Origin of the sequence: Nocardia sp. NPDC050413, from assembly GCF_040655475.1 — a bacterium.
GTDB lineage: Bacteria > Actinomycetota > Actinomycetes > Mycobacteriales > Mycobacteriaceae > Nocardia > Nocardia coubleae.
The window spans coordinates 1,114,927-1,130,360 of sequence record NZ_JBFAJZ010000001.1; the positions used below are offsets into that span (position 1 = coordinate 1,114,927).

Annotated in this window: 15 protein-coding genes; 5 read left to right on the forward strand and 10 right to left on the reverse strand. The window is 66.7% G+C overall.

Going from position 1 to position 15,434, the window contains the following annotated elements:
* Position 1 precedes the first annotated feature (1 nt).
* The 4 genes from AB0I19_RS05275 to AB0I19_RS05290 all read right to left on the reverse strand — a co-directional run bounded on the left by AB0I19_RS05275 (position 2) and on the right by AB0I19_RS05290 (position 3,435).
* Entirely contained in the window at positions 2 to 1,594 is a 1,593-nt protein-coding gene (locus tag AB0I19_RS05275; protein ID WP_357144720.1) for an MDR family MFS transporter, read from the reverse strand.
* Positions 1,591 to 2,232, reverse strand: a complete 642-nt coding sequence (locus tag AB0I19_RS05280; protein WP_357144723.1) for a helix-turn-helix domain-containing protein — start codon at positions 2,230 to 2,232, stop codon at positions 1,591 to 1,593. The genes AB0I19_RS05275 and AB0I19_RS05280 overlap by 4 nt, the downstream gene beginning before the upstream one ends.
* Before the next feature lie 52 nt (positions 2,233 to 2,284).
* Positions 2,285 to 2,785 (reverse strand): TIGR03618 family F420-dependent PPOX class oxidoreductase, encoded by a 501-nt coding sequence (locus AB0I19_RS05285; protein WP_067635347.1) that lies wholly within the window; start codon positions 2,783 to 2,785, stop codon positions 2,285 to 2,287.
* 74 nt (positions 2,786 to 2,859) lie between these two features.
* Entirely contained in the window at positions 2,860 to 3,435 is a 576-nt protein-coding gene (locus tag AB0I19_RS05290) for a DUF2637 domain-containing protein (RefSeq protein WP_357144726.1), read from the reverse strand.
* A 329-nt stretch (positions 3,436 to 3,764) separates the two neighbouring features.
* Here AB0I19_RS05290 and AB0I19_RS05295 point away from each other — a divergent pair, with 329 nt between their 5' ends.
* Complete coding sequence (locus AB0I19_RS05295) at positions 3,765 to 4,184, forward strand: hypothetical protein (protein WP_357144729.1); 420 nt, start codon at positions 3,765 to 3,767, stop codon at positions 4,182 to 4,184.
* Positions 4,185 to 4,237: 53 nt separating this feature from the next.
* Here AB0I19_RS05295 and AB0I19_RS05300 read toward each other — a convergent pair whose 3' ends face one another.
* The 5 genes from AB0I19_RS05300 to AB0I19_RS05320 form a co-directional block, all read right to left on the reverse strand.
* Positions 4,238 to 5,500: an acyl-CoA dehydrogenase family protein gene (locus AB0I19_RS05300; RefSeq protein ID WP_357144731.1), complete on the reverse strand. Its 1,263-nt coding sequence runs from the start codon at positions 5,498 to 5,500 to the stop codon at positions 4,238 to 4,240.
* A 25-nt stretch (positions 5,501 to 5,525) separates the two neighbouring features.
* Positions 5,526 to 6,407, reverse strand: a complete 882-nt coding sequence (locus AB0I19_RS05305; protein WP_357144734.1) for an SDR family oxidoreductase — start codon at positions 6,405 to 6,407, stop codon at positions 5,526 to 5,528.
* Positions 6,408 to 6,510: 103 nt separating this feature from the next.
* A complete protein-coding gene (locus AB0I19_RS05310) occupies positions 6,511 to 7,374 on the reverse strand; it encodes a MaoC/PaaZ C-terminal domain-containing protein (protein WP_357144736.1) in 864 nt (287 codons plus the stop codon).
* Positions 7,375 to 7,376: 2 nt separating this feature from the next.
* A complete protein-coding gene (locus AB0I19_RS05315) occupies positions 7,377 to 7,811 on the reverse strand; it encodes an SRPBCC family protein (RefSeq protein ID WP_357144739.1) in 435 nt (144 codons plus the stop codon).
* Positions 7,812 to 7,850: 39 nt separating this feature from the next.
* Positions 7,851 to 9,056, reverse strand: coding sequence for a lipid-transfer protein (locus tag AB0I19_RS05320; RefSeq protein WP_357144742.1), 1,206 nt, complete (start codon positions 9,054 to 9,056; stop codon positions 7,851 to 7,853).
* Between the two features lie 161 nt (positions 9,057 to 9,217).
* Here AB0I19_RS05320 and AB0I19_RS05325 point away from each other — a divergent pair, with 161 nt between their 5' ends.
* The 3 genes from AB0I19_RS05325 to AB0I19_RS05335 are packed head-to-tail and all read left to right on the forward strand — an operon-like array spanning position 9,218 to position 12,186.
* Positions 9,218 to 10,222, forward strand: coding sequence for an AraC family transcriptional regulator (locus AB0I19_RS05325; protein WP_357144745.1), 1,005 nt, complete (start codon positions 9,218 to 9,220; stop codon positions 10,220 to 10,222).
* 4 nt (positions 10,223 to 10,226) lie between these two features.
* Entirely contained in the window at positions 10,227 to 11,438 is a 1,212-nt protein-coding gene (locus AB0I19_RS05330) for a hypothetical protein (protein WP_357144748.1), read from the forward strand.
* The gene (locus tag AB0I19_RS05335; RefSeq protein ID WP_357144750.1) at positions 11,422 to 12,186 is read left to right on the forward strand and encodes an alpha-ketoglutarate-dependent dioxygenase AlkB; all 765 of its coding nucleotides are present in this window, start codon (positions 11,422 to 11,424) and stop codon (positions 12,184 to 12,186) included. Before AB0I19_RS05330 ends, AB0I19_RS05335 begins: the two co-directional genes overlap by 17 nt.
* Before the next feature lie 30 nt (positions 12,187 to 12,216).
* Here AB0I19_RS05335 and AB0I19_RS05340 read toward each other — a convergent pair whose 3' ends face one another.
* Positions 12,217 to 14,043 carry an NAD(P)/FAD-dependent oxidoreductase gene (locus AB0I19_RS05340; protein WP_357144753.1) on the reverse strand — a complete coding sequence of 609 codons (1,827 nt, stop codon included), beginning with the start codon at positions 14,041 to 14,043 and terminating at the stop codon, positions 12,217 to 12,219.
* 96 nt (positions 14,044 to 14,139) lie between these two features.
* Here AB0I19_RS05340 and AB0I19_RS05345 point away from each other — a divergent pair, with 96 nt between their 5' ends.
* Positions 14,140 to 15,417, forward strand: a complete 1,278-nt coding sequence (locus AB0I19_RS05345) for a transcriptional regulator (RefSeq protein WP_357144756.1) — start codon at positions 14,140 to 14,142, stop codon at positions 15,415 to 15,417.
* Positions 15,418 to 15,434: the final 17 nt, after the last annotated feature.

The window sequence follows — 15,434 nt, forward strand, 5'->3', positions numbered from 1 at the left end:
CTCAGCCCTCCTTGACCAGGTCCGGCTCCTCCTCGGCCATCACGGCTTCGCCGCGCGCGACCATGCCTGCCTCGTCGGACAGCGTCAGGTGCGGGATGAACAACGCGAGCGCGAACGCGAGGATCGCACCGGGGATCAGGTACCAGAAGCCGGGGACCAGCGCGTCGACGTAGGCGCCGACGATCGCGTCGTGCAGCTTGTCCGGCAGGTTCTTGACCACCGAGGGGATCAGCGCGCTCGGGTCGATGTTCGCCGCCGCCGCTTCCTGCCAGTTCGCCTGGAACGCGCCGGTGAGATTCTCGGTCAACCGGCCGGTGAAGATGGAACCGAAGATCGCGATGCCGAGCGCGCCACCCATCTCACGGAAGTAGTTGTTGGCACTGGTCGCCGTGCCGATCTGGTCGGGGGCCACCGCGTTCTGCACCACGAGCACGATGATCTGCATGATCAGGCCGAGGCCCGCGCCCATGACGAACAGCATGGCCGAGACCACCCACATCGAGGTGTTCGCGTCCAGCCGGGTCAACCACAGCATGTCGATGGCGATGAGGGCGGCACCGATGGGCGGATACACCCGGTAGCGACCGGTCTTGGTGATCACGTTCATCGAGGTGATGAGCGTGAGCATCATGCCGATCATCATCGGGATCAGCAGCAGACCCGATACCGAGGCAGAAGTACCGCTGGCCATCTGCAGGTAGGTGGGGATGAAACCGATCGCCGCGAACATCACCAGGCCGACCAGGAATCCGATCACCGAGGTGAGCACGAAGGTGCGATTGCGGAACAGCCACAGCGGCAGCATCGGCTCCTCGGCACGCGACTCGACGAAGACGAACGCCGCGACCACGACGACGAACGCCGCGATCATCGACAGCATCACCGTCGAACCCCACTCGTACTGCTTGCCGCCCCAGTCGGTGATCAGGATCAACAGGGTGGTCGCGGCCGACATGAGCACGATGCCCAGGTAGTCGGGCCGGAACTTGGGTCGATGGCTGGGGATGCTCAGGTAGCGGAAGGCGATGAACAGCGCGGCGATGCCGATCGGCACATTGATCCAGAAGCACCAGCGCCAGTCGAGGTGGTCGGCGAACAGACCGCCGAGCAGCGGCCCGGCGACCGAGGTGATGCCGAAGACAGCGCCCATCGGCGCCATGTACTTGCCGCGGTCCTTGGCGGGCACCACGTCGGCGATGATGGCCTGCGCCAGGATCATCAGACCGCCGCCACCGACACCCTGCAGGCCGCGGAAGGCGATGAACTCCCAGAATCCCGTCGACGCGGCGGCACCGACGGAGGCCGCGGTGAAGACGGTGATCGCGAACAGGAACAGCCAGCGCCTGCCGAACATGTCGCCGAGTTTTCCGTAGATCGGCATCACGATGGTGGTGGCGAGCAGATACGAGGTGGCGGTCCAGGCCATGTGGGAGACCCCACCGAGTTCGCCGACGATGGTCGGCATCGCGGTGCCGACGATCATCTGGTCGAGGCTGGCCAGGAACATGCCAGCGATCAGCGCGGAGAAGATCAACCAGATCCGCTTCTGCGTGAGGACGATCGGGGTCGGCGGCGAGTCGGCCGTCGTGGTCATCGGTGCGTCTCCCTTGTCGTGTCGCCCGGCCGGTCGAACAGCCGGGCGGCCATGGCGCAGTGCTCGTGCAGCGCTGCGGCGAGCGACCCGTTCGGATCGGCGGCCAGCGACATCGCCGCCCGCGTGGTGATGGTCGTCATGATTCCCGCGGTGAGCGAGGCGAATTCGGGCTCGACCTCGGCACCGAGCCGCGCCGAGAGGAGTTCGGCGGTGGCGGCTTCCAAACGGGCGCCGGAGGCGATGAAGGCGGCGAGCACTCTCGGCTCGGCGGTGATCAGCTCGGTGACCAGCGAGATACCTTCGCGCACTTCATCTTCGGGCTGGAATCCGGCGGCGTGCAGCCAGGTGAGGTCCTCGATGAGCACCCCGGTCGGACCGCCGGCGACGAACTCCTGCCGCGCTTCGGGTGTGCCGATGTCGCCGATCGGGCCGACCACCGCGTCGAGCTTGGTGTCGTAGTAGTTGAAGAAGGTGCGCGGCGAGACGCCGACCGCCTTGGCGATGTCGTCGACATTGGTCGCGTCCAGCCCGTGCTCGACCGCCAATCGCCGTGCGGCAAGGCACAGTTCGATCAGGGTCCGCTGCTTCTTCTGTTCACGCAGACCGATCGGGGGCTGCTTGGCCGGCTCGGAAGACATGCCGCCAAGTTAACACAAACTGCAATTTTTCAGAAACTGCAACTACATGAGCTCAGGCCTCGGCGGTACGACCCGACAGCGGCATCGCGGGCAGGCCGAGCTTGCGGTGGTCCCAGGACCTGACCCTGGTCTGGTCGACCCGGATCACGATGCGCTTGTTCATCATCTGCTCGACGAACGGATGGACCTCGGGGCTGTACGGGCCGACGTAGCGTTCGTAGATGTCGACGGCGGCCCGCCAGTACTCCTCGTCCTGCGTGTCCTCGATCAGGTGGGCGGTGCCCTCGATCGACACGCCACGCAGCTGGTCGTAGGTGTCGCCCGCTTCGGCCATGCAGGCGATGGTCGGGTCGCGGCGCAGGTTCACCGCCTTCTGCGATTTCGACTTGGTCTCGAAGTAGACGACACCGTCGATGTGGCCGAACCACATGGCGGTGAGGTGTGGTTTTCCGGACCGGTCGAGGGTGGCCAGCGTGAGCACCCTCGTGCTGTCGAGAAATTCCGCGATTTCCAGCGCATTCATCCGCACCACGGCTCGCTGATCGATCCCCACTACTGGCCACCTTCCGGTCCTGGTCACTTTCCGCCGACCCTACTCAGCCGAACAGCGCACCGCGGTCGGTCTGCCTAGGTGCGGGTTTTCGGGGTCGCGGGTGGGGTCCGTGCCTCGTTGCGGTGCTGGTCCCACCAGGAGGCGCTTTCCTGCTGGGCGGCCTCCTGGTCCTTGGACGGCGCCGGTGTACTCGGTATGCCGAGGACCCTGAGCCGCCAGTCGTCCTGCGGGATGGCGGCCACGATGCGCACGGGGACGACCGCCGTGAGCAGCAGGCAGTTTCCGACGCAGACCATCAGACAGATCGGGGGAACCGAGACCACGATCGCGGTCGCGAGGGTCCCCATCTGGATCGGATCGCGCGAGATGGACACGACGTTGCCGCAGATGCTGGCCGCCACGGTGACGAGGAGCAGCAACTCGTAGAACCGGACGAGGGACGTGGCCTTCTCGTCACGGATGCCGACCAGCGTGATGAAAGTGCAGGCGACCAGCGCGACCGTCAGACCGACGACGAGCGGCCACAACCACGTCAGGTGTTCCGGAACCCCCGCCACCGCCGCGAGAGTCGAGGTGAAGGTGAAGGATGCGATCGCCGCGGCGACAACCAGTACCGCCCCTAAACCGACCAGTAGCTTCGGCACCGTCACTGGAACAGGACGAGGGAAACGGTCCGAGTGGTCCATCGGGCTCCATTCTACGGGCTTTTGACCGCCAAATACGCAGGCACTCAACAGAGTACGGGCACGCGGCGGGCCGCGCCGCGAGCGGACCGAGCGGACACCGTAAAGTCCCGTCACACATGATTCGCAACAGGATTTCGGCGCGGGGCACCGGATCCGGCGATCGGCGCGAAGCCAGGGTCAAGCCGTGGGTTTTCGGGGTACCGGCCCTGGGAGAATTGTGGAACTCTTCCGCTTCACGCGGTACCGATCGAACACCGGGACCGACTACACCGATGCGAAGGACCACCGAACCCATGCGAATCGCAGGACTGACCGCCCTCGCGGCGGGCGCACTGATCCTCCCGGCCACCCTGGCCCCCGCGGCCTCGGCGGAGGTGGAGGACATCACCATCTACGCCTGGGGCAACAGCGAAATGCCCGTCGCCTGCGACTATGTGGGTGCCAACTGCACGGTCATGGCCCGGATGTTCGGCGCCGACTACGCACTGCCCGCCACCGTCACGATCAACGGCAGCGAGCTCACCTCACCCGAGCGCCTCGACTACCCGGACCGGCAGCGCAGCGCGATCCGCGGCACCTGGCGCCCGTCGGCCAAGGGCACGTACACGATCGTGGCCACCCAGGGCTCCTCCACCAAGACCCTCGTCGTCGAGGTCACCGGTGACCCCCAGCTGGGCAGCGGCTCGGCGGGGCTGCCCAGCGGTTCCAGCTGATCAATCGGCCGACCGGCTGACCGCCCGGTGCGGGCGGTCAGCGCGTGCACCGATCACTGCCCGAGCAAACCCTTGGCGACGTGGGTCACCTGGATCTCGTTGCTGCCCGCGTAGATCATCAGCGACTTCGCGTCGCGGGCCAGCTGCTCGACCCGGTACTCGGCCATATAACCGTTGCCGCCGAACAACTGCACCGCTTCCATCGCGACATCGGTGGCGGCCCTGGTGGAATACAGCTTCATCGCCGAGGCCTGTGCCAGCGTCGGCATCTTGCCCGCCGCCGAGCTCTCCAACGCCCGGAACACCATGTTCTCGACGTTCAGACGCGCGATCTCCATTTCGGCCAGCTTCAACTGGACCAGCTGGAAGCGGCCGATCTCCTGCCCCCACAGCTTGCGCGACTTGGCGTATTCGATGCACAGCCGGTGGCATTCGTTGATGATGCCCATCGACAAGATCGCGCAGCCGACCCGTTCGACGATGAAACTCGCCCGCGCGCTTTCCCGGCCGTCACCGCCCTGGTGATCCTCGGTCTCCCCGAGCAGGCGGTCCTTGCCCAGCCGCACATTGTCGAAGAACAACTCACCGGTGGGCGAGGAATGCATGCCCATCTTCTTGAACGGTTTGCCCTGAGTGAACCCCTCCATGCCCTTGTCCAGCACGAAGGTGAGCACCTTGCGGTCGCGTTTGTCGCCCCCGTCGCCTTCGTCGAGCTTGGCGTAGACGACCACGGTGTCGGCGAAGGGGCCGTTGGTGATGAAGGTCTTCTGCCCGTTGAGGATGTAGTCCTCACCATCACGGCGGACGTAGGTCTTCATGCCGCCGAACGCGTCGGAACCGGAGTCCGGCTCGGTGATCGCCCACGCCGCCACCTTCTTCAGGGTGACGATGTCTTTGAGCCACCGCTGCTTCTGCGCGAGCGTGCCGCGTGCGGCGATGGTCGCCGCACCGAGGCCGAGGCTGACACCGACCGCCGCGACGCTACCCAGGGTGACGCCGGTCAGTTCGCTCACGAGTACCGCGGCCATACTGCCCTGCGCCGCAAGCGGGTTCGACGCGGCTTTCTTGTCCGGCTTCTCCGGCGCGGGCTCACCCGCCGCGATCCGGTCGGCCCTGGCCTGTTCTTTCGCCAGCATCTTGTCGACAGCCTCACCGGCCATCACATCGAGCCCGAACTGGCTGAACAGTGTGCGCATGATGTCGTACGGCGGCAGCTCGCCGTGTTCGAGTTCGTCGATGTGGGGACGAACTTCCTTGTCGATGAACGCGCGCACGGATTCGCGGATCATCTCGTCGGTCTCGGACCATTCGAACATCGTTGTTCACTCCAGGATTCGTGGTTCAGGGCAGTCGGGCGGCGATGTCGTCGATCGACCACGCCTCGTCGGTCTCGATGGTCTTGACGTCGTGCCAGCCGGCGAGTTCGCTGATCGCGCCGCCCTGCACCGCGAACACCTTGCCGGTGATCGGGCACTTCTCGCCTGCCAGGTAGGCGACCAGCGGTGAGATGTTGGCCGGGCTGAAAGCGTCGAAGCTGCCCTCGGCTTCGGCGTCGGCCGCCTCGGCCGCCATCAGCGCGCCCATTCCCGGGGTGGCCAGGGTCAGGCGGGTGCGGGCGATCGGGGCGATCGCGTTGGCCCGCACGCCGTAGCGCTCGAGCTCGTCGGCAGCGACCAGGGTCAGCGCCGCGATCGCGGCCTTGGCGGAACCGTAGTTGGCCTGGCCCGCGTTGGGCACCGTGACGCCGGAGGCCGAGGCGGTGTTGATGATGGCGGCGTTGGGTCGACGGCCTGCCTTGGACTCGGCCTTCCAGTACGCCGAGGCGTGGTGGATGACCGCGAAATGGCCCTTGAGGTGCACCGCGACCACGGCGTCCCAGTCCGACTCGGACAGGCTGGGGATGAAGCCGTCGCGGAGAATACCCGCGTTGTTGACGACCACGTCGAGGCCACCGAACTCCGAGATCGCTTGCCCGACCAGAGCTTCTGCGCCCGCCCAGGTGGCGACGTCATCGGTGTTGGCCACCGCCCGGCCGCCCGCGGCGACGATCTCGTTCGCCACTTCCTGCGCCGGGCCTACATCGACACCGTCACCGCTGTTGCTGCCGCCCAGGTCGTTGACGACGACCGCGGCACCCACGCGGGCGAACAGCAGCGCGTGCTCACGTCCGATACCGCGACCGGCACCGGTGATCACCGCGACCCGTCCTTCCAGGGCACCCATGCTTACTCCTTCGTTCACAGTCTTGGTCGGTCGCCACGGATGTGGGTCCGACAGCCGGCGAAGACCTGCCCGCGCACGAGGATTCGGCGCGGGCGGATATGGGTCAGTCCGCGATTTCGGCGATGCCGTTGCTCAGCACCACATCGGTCCCGCGCACGGTCTCGAACGCGTACGTGGTGACACCGTTGTCGGTGCCCGCCTTCCAGATTCGCGTCTCGAGGTCGTCACCGGGGAAGACGAACTTGGAGAAGCGCACGGCCAAGCGCCGCACCCGCGAAACGTCGGAATCGGCGACTTCGGCGAGGACTCCCCACCCGGCCATCGCCATCGTGCACAGACCGTGCGCGATGATGCCGGGCAGACCGGCGTCCTTGGCGACTTCCTCGTCCAGATGCAGCGGTACCGGGTCACCCGAGGCGGGCGCGTACCGGAACGTCTGGTCGTCGTCCACGTGGTGGGCGGTCTTCGCCTGCGGCGAGGACTGTTTGAGCTCGGCATAGGGCTCGATCACCGGGATCGCCTCGCCGACTCTGTCGCCGGCGTCCACTCCGCGGAAGAACCCGGACAGGTACTGCTCGTTGACCAGGTCACCGCTCACCTCGTCTTTACAGGTGAGGTGGATGTAGACCAGCGAGCCGGTGGACTTGGTCTCCCAGCCGATCACCCGCCCCTGCGAGACCAGCTTGTCACCGGGCTTGATCGGCCGGTGGAAGTGGAAGTCGTGCTCACCGTGAGTGATCCGGCCGAAGATTTCCATCGGCACCACGTCGACGGCGGGCATCATCAGCGCGTCGAAGACCGGGACGATGGCGAACACCGGCGAGCCCACGTCACCGCGGCGGTGCGCGGTGATCGGGTCGTTGGTGGCCGCGGCGTACTCGGCCAGCCGCTCACGGGTGACCTCGAAGCGCTCCGGGTCCGACCACAGGTTCAGAGCGTCGAGGTCGAATTCGGCTACGTCGCCCATGGTCAGGCTCCGGCGGCGAGGGCGGCGAGCTTGTCCAGCGAGGTCTGCAGCTGCTTGGTGCCGTCCTTTTCGACGGCCTTGCCGAGGGCGCCCTTGATCAGCGAGCCCTCGAATTCGCCTGCGACCTGGACCTCGGTCTGGTCGCCGTCGGGCGTCAGGTCGAAGGAGAAGGTGGCCTTCACCCCGGCCATCCCGGTTCCCGTCATGACCAGCCTGGTCGGGGCGACCTCGCCGACGACCCACTCCATCTTGTTGGCCATGCCGAGCATGAAGATCTTGGCGGTCAGCGTCGCGCCCTCGGTCAGGGTGGCCGGCGGTTCGACCATCCAGCGCTCGTGGATGGTGAACCAGTCGCCCCAGGTGGACGGGTCGGTGATCACGCCCATCAGCTTCTCGGCGGGGGCGTTGAGGGTGGCGGTCTTCTCGATGTGACCCATGAGTGTTCTCCTGCGAATGGTGGTGTGGTGGAAGGCCGGTCAGCGGTCGGCGCGCTGGTACGCGGTGACGACCGCGGCGCCGCCCAAGCCGATGTTGTGCTGCAGGGCAGCGGTCACGTTGTCGACCTGACGGGCATCGGCGGTGCCGCGCAGCTGCCAGGTGAGCTCGGCGCACTGCGCCAACCCGGTGGCGCCGAGCGGGTGCCCCTTCGAGATCAGGCCGCCGGAGGGGTTCACGACCCACTTGCCGCCGTAGGTGGTCTGGTTGTCGTCGAGCAGCCGACCGGCCTCGCCCGGCGCGCAGAGGCCGAGGGCTTCGTAGAGCAGCAGTTCGTTGGCCGAGAAGCAGTCGTGCAGTTCGATGACCTGGAAGTCCTCGGCGCCGAGTCCGGCCTGCTTGTACACCTCGGCAGCGGCGGCGACGTTCATGTCGTAGCCGATGATGTTCTTGGCCGTGCCGTCGAAGGTCGAGGCGAAGTCGGTGGTCATGGCTTGACCCACGATTTCGACCGCCTGGCCGGCGAGGTCGTGTTGGTTCACGAAATCTTCGCTCGCCAGGATCGCCGCACCGGAACCGTCGGAGGTCGGCGAGCATTGGAGTTTGGTGAGCGGGTCGTAGATCATTCGCGAATCGAGGATCTGGTCCATGGTGTATTCGTCACGGAATTGCGAATACGGGTTGTTCACCGAGTGCCTGTGGTTCTTGAACCCGATTTTCGCGAAATGCTCGGCAGTGGTGCCGTATTCCTTCATGTGCTCCCGGCCCGCGGCGCCGAACATCCAGGGCGCGGGCGGAAAGAGCACCTCGGAGATTTCGGCGAGGGCCTGCATGTGCTTGGCCATCGGCTGCTCGCGGTCGTCGAAGGTGGTGCCGAGCGAGCCGGGCTGCATCTTCTCGAAACCGAGCGCGAGCGTGCAATCGGCCAGGCCACCACGGATCGCCTGCGCCGCCAGATACAGCGCCGTCGACCCGGTCGAGCAGTTGTTGTTCACATTGACCACCGGGATACCGGTCATACCGAGTTCGTAGACCGCGCGCTGCCCCGACGTCGACTCGCCGTACACGTATCCGACGTAGGCCTGCTGCACCTCGGAATAGGAAATGCCCGCGTCGGTGAGGGCTTTGGTGCCCGATTCCCGTGCCATATCCGGGTAGTCCCAGATGCTGCCGTCTTCGTTGAATCGCCGACCCGGCTTCTCGAATTTCGTCATACCGACACCGACGACGAATACCCGTTGCGTCACAGGACAGTCCTCTCCATAGATCAGCCGTGCGGCTGTCACCTATGACGCTAGGAGTTCGGCTGCCGCCCGACGAGGACCGCAGCGGGCCGTTCGGGGGACCGAAACGATCATCGCCGCTGCGGTACCGTACGAATCGCCTCGCCCGACGTCGAAGGAGCCAAGTGGCGCAGACGATTCCGATGCGGTTCTTCCGGGCGACAGTCGAGTCGATGGTGAAACGCGGCCTCGATGTGGAGCGCGCGCTGCGCGGAGCGGGACTCGACTGGCGGCTCTACGCCGAGGACCGTGCCCGGATGACACCGGAGCAGACGACCGGGGTGATCCGCGCACTCTGGGAGCAGACCGACGACGAACTGCTGGGCTTGGGTCCGCGACCGGTTGCACGCGGCACCTTGCGACTGGCCGGGCTCACCGTCATCCACACCCGGGATCTGCGCGGCGCGCTCGGTCGCATGTTCGAACTGTCCTCTGTGACCACCGGCATCCGCTGGACGTTGCGCGCCGACGACGCGGGCCGCGCGACGATCAGCATCGCCGATCCCGACGTGCGCCTCGATCCGTTCGTCGCGTTCGCGATGACCGGTGGGGTGCACCGGTTCGCCGGCTGGCTGATCGGAGCGCCGATCCCGTTGCTTTCCGTGGATTTCCCGTTCGATGCCGAGCACCTGGCCGAGGAGTACACGACGATTTTCGGCGTCCGGCCCACCTTCCGTGCCTCGCGGTTGGCGATGTCGTTCGATGCGGCGTTGCTGGCCAAGCCGGTGGTGCGCGACGAAGCCGACCTCAAACGATTCCTCCGTGACTCCCCCGGTGTGCTGTTCTACGCGCAGGACCAGGCCACGACCACCACGGCACGGGTGCGCGCGATCATGGAGCGCAACCCGAACGGTCCCTGGCTCGGTGCCGACGAACTCGCCCGCCGCCTATCGATCAGCGCGCCGCACCTGCGGCGGCTGCTGCGTGCCGAAGGCACCAGCCAGCGGCGGATCCAGGAGGAGATCCTTCGCGACCGCGCCATCGAAGCTTTGGTCCACGGGGACGAGTCGATCGCGGATCTCGCTGCCCGCCTAGGGTATTCGGAGGCAAGCGCCTTCCGCCGGGCGTTTCACCGCTGGACCGGTAGCGCGCCGAGCGACTACCGCTCGACCCGAATCAGGAAGCCGTGACCGTATGACGCACACCGAGTCGGAAGCCCGCTTGGACGACACGAGCAATGTCTTGATCGCACCGACGGGATCGCGCGACACCGCGATCACGGACTTCTTCGGGTCAACGATCACCCCGGCGGATCTTGCCGCCGGATCGACGGATCTCACGCAGAAGACCGTCTACCTGTGTGGTGATATGGCAGCGATCGACGAACATCAATTGCGTTCGGCCGCACGGGTGTTCGTTGTCCGGGAGCTCTCACATGGTGACCGCGACAACGAACTGCCGGCTCGCGTCGACCTCGGTCGTGTCCCGGTTCGTGTGCATCGCGTCGGCGTGTACTACCGCCGCTTCTTCGCCCTCGAAGACGACCACTTCGGGCGGATCAGTGCCGAGCACACCTTCCAGTCCCTGACCGAGTCCACCAAGCCGGGTTCGGCCCACCGCAGCGGTATCTACCTGACACCTGTCACGCGAAGAGATGACGAACTGCATTTCCGGCTGCTGCGCTGCTCGACGAATCTCTCGGGGCCGACCGAGGGCTTCGGCCCGACCGACACGAGCATCGTCGACGCCCTGAACAACGAGGCCGCCACCGTATTCCGTGGCCACGCGCCGCTCAATCACGTTCTCGCCCAGATCTATCACAACACCCCGGCCACGGCCGGGCGCAAACAGTCCAAGGCCAAGATCTCCGCCCATGCCGACAAGACCAAGGACATGCCCGTCGGCGGCATCATGGCCTTCTGCACCTTCTACGACGGGCTCGACATGCTGGCGCCCATGACCGCCGACCCCTTCGACTACGGCGTGCGGAATACCAGCGGTCTGACCGAACTCCGCTTCCGCCTGAAGGATTCGGCCGACGCACGCGACGGGGTTCCCGTGCGATTCGATCTGACCCTGTATCCCGGTTCCGTGTTCTTCATGCCGCTGTCGACCAACCGCCTCTACACCCACGAGATCCGGCCCCCGGCCCCGGACGTCGGATCGCTGCCGACCCGTCTGGGCTACGTGGTGCGCTGCTCGAACGCCGAAGCCGTTCACAGGGAGGGCCAGACCTTCCTGAAGCGCGCCGGCGGCTTGGTGAAGCTGGAGCCGCCCACCCCCGAAGGAGTCGACGAATTGCGCGGGCTCTACGCCGAACAGAACAGAACCACGTCCTTCATCGACTACGGCGACCGGTTCCCCTTCAGCATGAACGCAGGAGACTACGATGCTCCCCGAATCTGACATCTCCGACGAAATAGCCTCGTACGCTTTGCCTTTCGAGCGCAATCTTTTCACGGAGCTTTCCGGTTCGGCTCGCCTGGAGGAAACGGGAAGCGGCCGGCGCGGCGCGACTCTCACCGCCCCCGATGCGGCGGGTCGCGTGCCGCTCGTCCGGACCACCACCCGCTATGCCCGCCCGACGCAGCGCTTCCAGCCGCTACATCACCACCTGGCACAGCGGATACAAGCCCGAGCGGGAATCGCGGTCGGTTTCGACAACGCGCTCATCGAGAGCTATACGAACGCCTACGCCACCATGGGCAGCCATTCCGATCAAGCCCTCGACCTCGCCGACCAGTCCTTCATCGCCGTCTTCTCCTGCTATCGCCACCCCGAGGCACCACCGCGGACGCTGATCTTCGAACGGAAGGGGACCGAGGAGAATTTCGCGATCCCCCTCGCGCACCACAGCGTCGTCGTGTTCTCCGTCGCCGCCAATCGGCGGTACAAGCACAAGATCGTGCTCGAGCCGTCCGCACGGTCGGTCGAGAACCAGTGGCTCGGCGTGACTTTCCGGAAATCGAAAACCTTCGTCCGGTTCCGCGAGGGCCGGCCGTACCTACCGCAGGGCGCACGTCTCACCTCGGCCGACGACGATCAGCGACGAGAGTTCTACCGCCTGCGACGACGTGAGAACAACGAAACAGACTTCGTCTACCCGCCGCTGACCTACACCGTCAGCGAAAGCGACCTGATCCCACCGGCCTGAGCCACCGACTGCTCCCCGCGTCGAGGACGGTCAGCTCAGGTGATGCACCTCCTGCATTCCGTAGACCGGGGTCGGCACCCCTTCGAACCGGGCCTTCAACTGCAAGGCCAGGTACAGCGAATAGTGGCGGGATTGGTGCAGGTTGCCGCCGTGGAACCACAAGCCGGGCTGCTTGGTCGGCTTCCACATATTGCGTAGCTCCCCTTCCCAGGGGCCCGGGTCTTTGGTGGTGCCCGAGCCGTAACCCCAGCATTTGCCCACCGTGTCGGCGACGTCCTGGCCGATGAGATCGGCCGCCCAGCCGTTCATCGACCCGTAGCCGGTCGCGTAGACGACGAGATCGGCGGGCAGTTCGGTGCCGTCGGCCAGGATCACGCTGTCCTCGGTGAGTTCGCGGACCTGCCCGTGCGCCAGCCGGATATCGCCGTTGGCGACGAGTTCGGCGGCGCCCACATCGATGTAGTAGCCCGAGCCTCGACGCAGGTATTTCATGAACAATCCGGAGCCGTCGTCGCCCCAGTCGAGTTCGAATCCGGCGCGTTCCAGGCGCGCGTAGAAGTCGGCGTCGCGTTCGCGGATCGCGTCGTAGACCGGGATCTGGAATTCGGGCATGATCCGGTACGGCAGCGACGCGAAGGTGAGATCGGCCTTCTGCGTGGTCATTCCGGCAGCAAGGGCTCGCTCGGAGTACAGGTCGCCGAGGCCGAGTTCCATCAGCGAGTCCGACTTCACGATGTGGGTGGAGGACCGCTGCACCATGGTGACCTCGGCACCCGCCTCCCACAGGGCGCCACAGATGTCGTGGGCGGAGTTGTTGGCCCCGATCACCACGGCACGTTTGCCCGCGTAGCGGTCCGGCCCGGGGTGCCGGCTGGAGTGGTGCTGGTCGCCCCGAAAGCGGTCCATCCCTGGGAAATTCGGGATGTTCGGTTTGCCCGACATCCCGGTCGCGAGCACCAGGTGGTGTGGGCGCAGCACGAGCGGGTCGCCGTCGCGTTCCACCTCGACCACCCAGGTCTCGCTCGCGGTGTCGTAGCGAGCCGAGGTGCAGGTGGTCTTGGACCAATACGGCACCTCCATCACCTTGGTGTACATCTCGAGCCAGTCGCCGATCTTGTCCTTCGGCGCGAACACCGGCCAGTTGTCGGGGAACGGCAGATACGGCAGGTGGTCGTACCAGACCGGATCGTGCAGGCACAGCGACTTGTACCGCTTGCGCCACTGGTCACCGGGCCGATCGTGCTTGTCGACGACGAGGGCGGGCACACCGAGCTGGCGCAGCCGCGCACCGAGGGCGATGCCGCCCTGTCCCCCACCGACGACGAGCACGAACGGCTGCCGGGTGTAGCCGAGTTCGTGCTGTTCGCGTTCGCGTTGCTCGGACCAGGTCACCCGGGCGCGGTCGGCGCCGTGACGCACACCCCGTGGCCGGCGCGGACCCTTGTTCTCCTCGAAACCCTTCAGCTCCTGCATGGTGGTGAGCAGCGTCCAGGCACCCTCGTCGGTGAGCCGCAGGTGCCCGACACCGCGTCCGGCCCCCGTCTCGAAACCGATCCACGCGCTGATCACCCCGTCGGCCTCGGTCGGTGTCTCGGTGGTGTGGAATCCGGACGGGTCGGTGTCGGCGAGCTGGGCGCGCAGCATGTCGGCGACGCCCGCCCGGCCTTCGACGGTCTTGATGTTCCAGGTGAACGCGATCAGGTCGCGCCAGAAGCTGTCGGTGGCGAACATACTCGCCGCCGTGTCGACATCGCGCGCGGCCAGGGCCGCTTCGAACGCCGTCAGCCAGGCGTCCACGCGCTGCTGGGGTCCGGCTACGTCCGATCCGTCGACGACGGGATCGAGTGTCTGGGTCATCGAATCCTCCTCCACAATCTGTGACATGAAGCACACGTCATGCGGGGCGGGTGGCACAATCGTTGCAGCGCGTTGCAGCGCTGGCAGACAGCACCGATGAAGGGCGCAGGCGTGGGCGATTTCGGCGCGTTCGAACCCGGCACCGACCTCTCCGGATACGCGCGTGAGCTGATCCGCATGCACGACGCCGTGATCGCCGGAGGGCGATCGCCGCTGCGGCCTCGTCCCCTCGTGGCCCGGTCGTGGTCGCGGGTGCTGGCGGCGGGTCTGGTGCCCGACCAGCCGAGGGCGCGCTCGGTGCTGGCCGTCGACGATGTCGAACGCAGGCGCCGCGAATCCTCGCTCACCGCGGTGATCGAGGACCTCACGCAGGCGCTGTCCGACCTCACCGACACCGCATCCCAACTGATGCTGGTGGTCGCCGACGCCGACGGTGTGATCCTCTGGCGGCACGGTTCGGCGAAGGTGCGCCACCGGGCCGACACCCTCGGTTTCCGCGAGGGCGCGCGCTGGACCGAAGACGCGGTCGGCACGAACGCGATCGGCACCGCGCTGGCCGAGGCCAATCCGGTCCAGTTGTTCTCCGGTGAGCACTTCGAGCAGTTCCAGCACCCCTGGTTCTGCACGGCGGCCCCGATCCACGACCCGCGCACCGGCACTCTGCTCGGAATCGTCGACATCAGCGGTCCCGCGCTGGCCCTGCATCCGGCTGTCACCGCGCTGGTGCGCACCGGCGTGCGGCTCGCCGAAGCGCAACTGTGGCGTCATCACGAGACCCGGCTCGACCGGCTGCGCTCGGCGGCGGGCCCCGCCCTGGCCGGGTTGTCCGGCCCCGCGCTGGTCGTCGACGACAACGGCTGGGTCGCCCAGGCCGTCGGTGTCGGCGCCACGCACCGGGTGGCCGTGCCGGGACCCGACCGCCCGATCACCGTCCCCGGGCTCGGACTGTGCACCGCCGAACAACTCGCCGACGGATGGCTGATCCGCCCGGACTCCGACTCCCGGCTCACCCGATTGGAGCTGGACCTGTCCGGTACGCCGACCCTGCGCGCACTCGGCGGCGAATCCGCCTGGCGCTGTGCACTGTCGGCGCGCCATGCCGAGATCCTGCTGCTGTTGCACCTGCACGGCCGGCAGGGCATGACGGTCGGACGGCTCAGCGAAGCGCTGTTCGGCGATGCGGACCACGCCGTCGCGGTCCGGGCCGAGATCTCCCGATTGCGGCGGACGCTCGGTTCGGTGGTGGCGAGCCGACCCTATCGGATCGCCGAATCTGCCAGTCTCACAGTTACTTTCGGCTCGGTCGAGCGTCTCGCCGACTGCGATTTCGTCCGGCACAGCGCGGGACCGGGCCTGCGCGCACTCTGCCGGTGACTTCGCGGTCGATGCTG